5 protein-coding genes are annotated in these 5,374 nt (G+C 73.2%); 3 read left to right on the top strand and 2 right to left on the bottom strand.

All coding sequences use genetic code 11. The features are described 5' to 3' along the window. Nucleotides 1–45: 45 nt before the first annotated feature. The gene (locus ACFQ8C_RS36400; RefSeq protein ID WP_383466162.1) at nt 46–636 is read right to left on the bottom strand and encodes a hypothetical protein; all 591 of its coding nucleotides are present in this window, start codon (nt 634–636) and stop codon (nt 46–48) included. A 566-nt stretch (nt 637–1,202) separates the two neighbouring features. On the opposite strand from ACFQ8C_RS36400, the gene ACFQ8C_RS36395 reads away from it, so the two are divergent. Further along, nucleotides 1,203–2,708, top strand: coding sequence for a glutamate-cysteine ligase family protein (locus tag ACFQ8C_RS36395; protein ID WP_383466160.1), 1,506 nt, complete (start codon nt 1,203–1,205; stop codon nt 2,706–2,708). Nucleotides 2,709–2,835: 127 nt separating this feature from the next. Continuing rightward, nucleotides 2,836–3,636: a CPBP family intramembrane glutamic endopeptidase gene (locus tag ACFQ8C_RS36390; RefSeq protein WP_383466164.1), complete on the top strand. Its 801-nt coding sequence runs from the start codon at nt 2,836–2,838 to the stop codon at nt 3,634–3,636. A gap of 64 nt (nt 3,637–3,700) precedes the next feature. Here ACFQ8C_RS36390 and ACFQ8C_RS36385 read toward each other — a convergent pair whose 3' ends face one another. After that, on the bottom strand, nt 3,701–4,519 hold the full coding sequence (locus ACFQ8C_RS36385) for a PhzF family phenazine biosynthesis protein (RefSeq protein ID WP_383466159.1): 819 nt from the start codon (nt 4,517–4,519) through the stop codon (nt 3,701–3,703). A 170-nt stretch (nt 4,520–4,689) separates the two neighbouring features. Here ACFQ8C_RS36385 and ACFQ8C_RS36380 point away from each other — a divergent pair, with 170 nt between their 5' ends. Further along, nucleotides 4,690–5,319, top strand: a complete 630-nt coding sequence (locus tag ACFQ8C_RS36380) for a PadR family transcriptional regulator (RefSeq protein WP_383466158.1) — start codon at nt 4,690–4,692, stop codon at nt 5,317–5,319. The last annotated feature ends 55 nt before the right edge of the window (nt 5,320–5,374 follow it).

The following is a 5,374-nucleotide window of genomic DNA, read 5'->3' as shown; positions in this document are numbered from 1 at the left end:
GCCCCGCGACCCGGGCGGGTCGCGGGGCGGTGCGGTCGGACCGGGTCAGGCGGGCGCGGGGGAGCCGAGCAGCGGCGGCGGCGCGAGGCGGGTGCTGAGCACGGGCAGCAGGTCGGCCACCCGGTAGGGGCGGTTGGCGGCGATGCCCGGGGGCGCGGGGGCGAGCGGGACCAGCACGTCGGCGGAGTCCGCGCCCGGCTCGGCGCCGTCCGGATCCGGCTCGGCGTGCAGCCACAGCGTCAGCATGTACAGCTCCGGCACCGAGAGCAGCCGTGGCTGGTACGTGCCCGGCAGCGCCTCGGCCTGGACCAGCGCCCGCTCCGTGGCGGCGACGTACGGTCCCTCGAAGAAGTGCGAGAAGGACCAGCCGTCCGGGGTGAGCATGGTGTCCGCGGCGGCGACCGCCCGGTCGCCGCTGCGGATCAGGAACCGCCAGCCGACGAGCCGGGTGCCGGGCTCGTGCCCCGGTGCCCCGGAGATCCTCAGCACGTGGACGGGCAGCGGGAGTTCGGGGCTCAGCGGTCCCGGAGCGGCCCGCAGGGCCGGGGTGCGGGCCTCGCGGACGGCCGTGGGCGAGCCGAGTGCCGCGAGGACACTGCGCAGGGCGGGCGCGGGGGCCGGGGAGGGTCGGAGCATCGTGTGGGTCGCCTCTCGCTCAGGAGACACGGGGATACGGGTACGGGTGCGGGTCCTGGTTAAGGGCCTTGGTACGGGTCCTGGTACGGGCTGCGCGGCTGCGGGGCCGGGTACGACGGCGCTGTCGGCGGCGGGGGCGGAGCGGGGGGCCACGGGTCGTGGCCGTACGCCGGCGCTCTGCCTCGTCCGCGGAGTTTATACGACACGTGTTCAGAGATTGTTTCCGCTAGACGTCGCCGATATTCCTGGCAAGGCGTCATCCGGCCGCGTTCGGCGACCCGTGCAGCGGAATCGGGGCGAGGACAGGATCTCCGTCCCCGCATTCTCCGGCAAGCCGGACGCGGGAATTCCGAAAGTCGTCGCCGTCCGCGCCGGGGAGGCAATATGACATTGGTATATGTCCACGGCCGGTCCGAGGGGTGAAGGGCCGCGCGGGTGCCGGCAGGTTCGTACCAGACTATCCGCGGAGCGGCCGGAAACGCAGGCGTTGTCGATCAGTGGCGTGGGCATCATCGTCCGTACGCGCGGCCCCGCCCGGTGGCCGCCCACGCGGGAGGGACGCCTCGATGGGGGAGAAGGTCGTGACGGACGGGTTCGGCCCGGCCGACCGGCAGCGCTACCGGCGCAAGCTCCAGCAGTGTCTGGCGGGGCTCGCCCGGCTCCTCGCCGAGCAGCGGTTCGACCGCCCGCGCAACCTCATGGGCGTCGAGATCGAACTCAATCTGGCGGGCTCCGACGGACTCCCGAGGATGTTGAACGAGGCCGTCCTGGAAAAGATCTCCAGCACCGATTTCCAGACCGAACTCGGAATGTTCAACCTGGAAGTGAACATCGCTCCGCGCAGGCTCGGCGGTCATGTTTTCGACCGGCTCGCCGAAGAGCTGAGAACCGGACTGGGATATGCCGACCGGCAGGCCGCCGAACTCGACGCCGGCGTCCTCATGATCGGGATACTGCCGACCCTCTCCCGGCGCGATCTGGTCTTCGAGAACCTTTCCTCCGCCGACCGCTACGCCCTGCTCAACGACCAGATCCTGATCGCCCGCGGAGAACAGATCACGCTCGACATCCAGGGTGTCGAAAGGCTCCGGCACACCGCGGAGTCGATCATCGCGGAGGCCGCCTGCACCTCCGTACAGCTCCACCTCCAGGTCACGCCGGCCCGCTTCTCCTCCGTCTGGAACGCGGCCCAGGCGGTAGCCGGCGTGCAGATAGCCCTCGGCGCCAACTCGCCCTTCGTCTTCGGCCAGGAGGTGTGGCGCGAGTCCCGCCCGCCGCTCTTCACCCAGGCGACCGACACCCGTCCGCCCGAACTCCAGTCCCAGGGCGTCCGGCCGCGCACCTGGTTCGGGGAGCGGTGGGTGGACTCGGCGTACGACCTCTTCGAGGAGAACGTGCGCTACTTCCCCTCGCTGCTGCCGCTGTGCGACGAGGAGGACCCGCTGCGCGTCCTCGACGAGGGCGGGGTGCCGCAGCTCAAGGAACTCGTCCTGCACAACGGCACGGTCTACCGGTGGAACCGGCCGGTCTACGGCTGGGTCGACGGCGTGCCGCACCTGCGGGTGGAGAACCGGGTCCTGCCCGCCGGTCCCACCGTCACCGACGTCATCGCCAACGCCGCCTTCTACTACGGGCTCGTCCGCTCGCTCGCCGACGATCCGCGCCCGCTGTGGAAGCGGATGGCCTTCGAGGACGCGGAGGCCAACTTCGACGCCGCCTGCCGCCACGGCATCGAGGCGGAGCTGCGCTGGCCCCGGGCGGGGCGCGCGGGCGGGATCGCGAGCAGGCCGGCCGTGCGCCTGGTCCTCGAGGAGCTGCTGCCGCTGGCCGCGGCGGGGCTGGACGCCTGGCACGTCGACCCCGCGGACCGCGACTTCTACCTGGGCGTCATCGAGCAGCGGTGCCGCCGCCGGGTCAACGGCGCGTCCTGGCAGGCCGACACCTTCCACCAGGCCCTGGACTCCGGCCTCGACCGGGACGCGGCCCTCGCCGCGACCACCCGGCGCTACCGCGCGCTGATGCGGGAGGGGGAGCCGGTGCACACGTGGCCGGTGGGGGTCGCGGGGGCGTGAGCCGTCCGGGGGTCCCGCCGGGCGGGACCCTGGATGGCGTTACGGGCGTGCCGTCGCGCATGATCGTCGTACGGGGACCGCGGTCCGGTCCCCGGGGTGGTCGTGAGGCGAACGGGAGACGGGTGTGGTGGCGGAACAACGGGTCGTGGACGCCGGACCGCCCCCGGGCGGCGGTCTGTCGCGCCGGGTGCTGGGCTCCGAGACCCTCATCGTGCTGGCGCTCTCGCTCGGCGCGAGCGCGGTCTCCTCGCTCATCAGCTTCGTCGGCTCGCTGACCAGGCCCGGCGCCCTCAAGGAGCAGGCGGCCACCCTCAACGGCTCGTACGCCCCGGGGCGACCCTGGCTCGACCTCACCTGGCAGCTCTTCGGCATCGCCACGGCCCTCGTGCCGGTGGTGCTCGTGGCCCATCTGCTCATGCGGGAGGGCTCCGGGCTGCGGGCCATCGGCTTCGACCGGACCCGGCCGTGGCCCGACCTCGGGCGCGGGGCGCTGGTGGCGGCCGGCATCGGCAGCGCGGGCCTCGCCTTCTACCTCGTGGCGCGGGCCTCCGGCTTCAACCTCACGGTGGTGCCCGAGTCGCTGCCGGACGTGTGGTGGAAGTACCCCGTCCTGATCCTGTCGGCGGTGCAGAACTCCGTCCTGGAGGAGGTCATCGTCGTCGGCTATCTGCTGCGCCGGCTGGACCAGTTGGGCTGGTCGCCGATGGCCGCGCTGGCGGCGAGCTCGGTGCTGCGCGGCTCCTACCACCTCTACCAGGGCGTCGGCGGCTTCATCGGCAACATGGTGATGGGCGTCGTCTTCGTGCTGCTCTACCGCCGCTGGGGGCGGGTGGGGCCGCTGGTGGTCGCCCACGCGCTGCTCGACATCGTGGCCTTCGTGGGCTACGGGCTGCTGGCGGGGAAGGTGGACTGGCTGCCCACCGTGTGAGCGCGGGGAGACCGGAGGGGCGTACGGCATCGGCCGTACGCCCCTCCGGCGTGCCGGGGCGGGGTCAGGCGCGCAGCTCGCCCTCGATGACGGTCACCGCGTGGCCGGTCAGATGGGTGCGGTCGCCGCGCAGGCGGGTGCGGACCAGGCCCGTGCGGGCGCCGCCCTGGAAGCCGGTGAGCTCGTCGCGGCCGAGGCGGGCCGACCAGTACGGCGCGAGGGCGGTGTGGGCGCTGCCGGTGACGGGGTCCTCGTCGATGCCGACGGAGGGGAAGAAGCCGCGCGAGACGAAGTCGTAGCCGTTCTCGGGGGCGGCGGCGAGCGCGGTCGCGATCACGCCGCGCGAGGAGTGGGCCTTGAGCGCCGCGTGGTCGGGGGCGAGCCCTCGGACGGTGGCCTCGTCGCGCAGTTCGACCACGAGGTCGCCGACGTGGGCGGCGGTGTCGTGGACGGCGAGGATCTCGGCGCCGAGCGCCTCGGCCAGGCCGTCCGGGGTCGGGACCGGGGTGAGCGAGGAGGTCGGGAAGTCCATGGTGATCGCGCCGTCCGCCCCGGTGGCGGCGCCGAGGACGCCCGAGCGGGTCGCGAAGCGGACGGGGCCGGTCGCCGCGCCGGTGGTGTGCAGGACGTGGGCGGTGGCGAGGGTGGCGTGGCCGCACATGTCGACCTCGGTGGTCGGGGTGAACCAGCGCAGCGCCCAGTCGGCCTCGCCGCCGGCCGGCAGGGGGTGCGCGAAGGCGGTCTCGGAGAGGTTGACCTCGGCGGCCACCTTGCGGAGCCAGTCGTCCTCCGGGAAGGAGTCGGCGGAGTCGAGGAGGAGGACTCCGGCGGGGTTGCCGGAGAACGGCCGGTCGGTGAAGGCGTCGACGATTCGGATGCGCATGTCCCGGACCGTACCGGCGCCCGGAGGGGGCGGGCGAAGGCCAATCCGGGATCTCTGGACCGGTCGGGAGCGCGGTCGGGCAGTCGGTGGGTTGCTCGCCGAACAGTTCCGATATATCGTTGAGGCATCGCGACAGTTCGACGATGGAATCTCACGGAAGGAGCGTTGCGATGCGTTCACATGGACACGACCACGAGTTCGGTCACGGCCACGGTGCCGGGCGCGGTAACTGCGGGCCCGGACCGCGGGGCGACTTCGAGGGACGGCGTGCCGCCTTCGGGCCCTTCGGCCCCGGTTTCGGCGGCGGGCCCGGCTTCGGCGGCGGCCCCTTCGGCCGCGGCCGCGGCGGCGGCCGGGGGAGGGCGCGGCGCGGTGACGTGCGCGCCTCGATCCTGGCGCTGCTCAAGGACCGCCCGATGCACGGCTACGAGATGATCCAGGAGATCGGCGAGCGCAGCGGCGGGGCCTGGAAGCCCAGCCCCGGCTCGGTCTACCCGACGCTCCAGCTGCTGGAGGACGAGGGGCTGATCGTCAGCGCGAGCGAGGGCGGCAAGAAGCTCTTCTCGCTCACCGACGCCGGGCGCCAGGAGGCCGAGGCCGCGCCGGACGCCCCCTGGGAGGAGGCCGGCCGAGGGGTCGACTGGGAGGCCGTCAACGAGATCCGGCAGGCCGGTTTCGGCCTGATGGAGGCGTTCGGCCAGGTCTGGAAGACCGGCAGCGCCGAGCAGCGGACGAAGGCCGTCGAGGTCATCAACGAGGCCCGGAAGAAGCTGTACCTCATCCTCGCCGACGAGGGCTGAGCCGGCGGCGGACCTCCCGGCACGGGGCAGGGCCCCTCGGTGGCACACGCCACCG

The organism is Streptomyces sp. NPDC056503 (genome assembly GCF_042794995.1).
In the GTDB taxonomy this organism is placed as follows: domain Bacteria; phylum Actinomycetota; class Actinomycetes; order Streptomycetales; family Streptomycetaceae; genus Streptomyces.
This window is presented reverse-complemented; position numbering and strand designations above follow the sequence as displayed.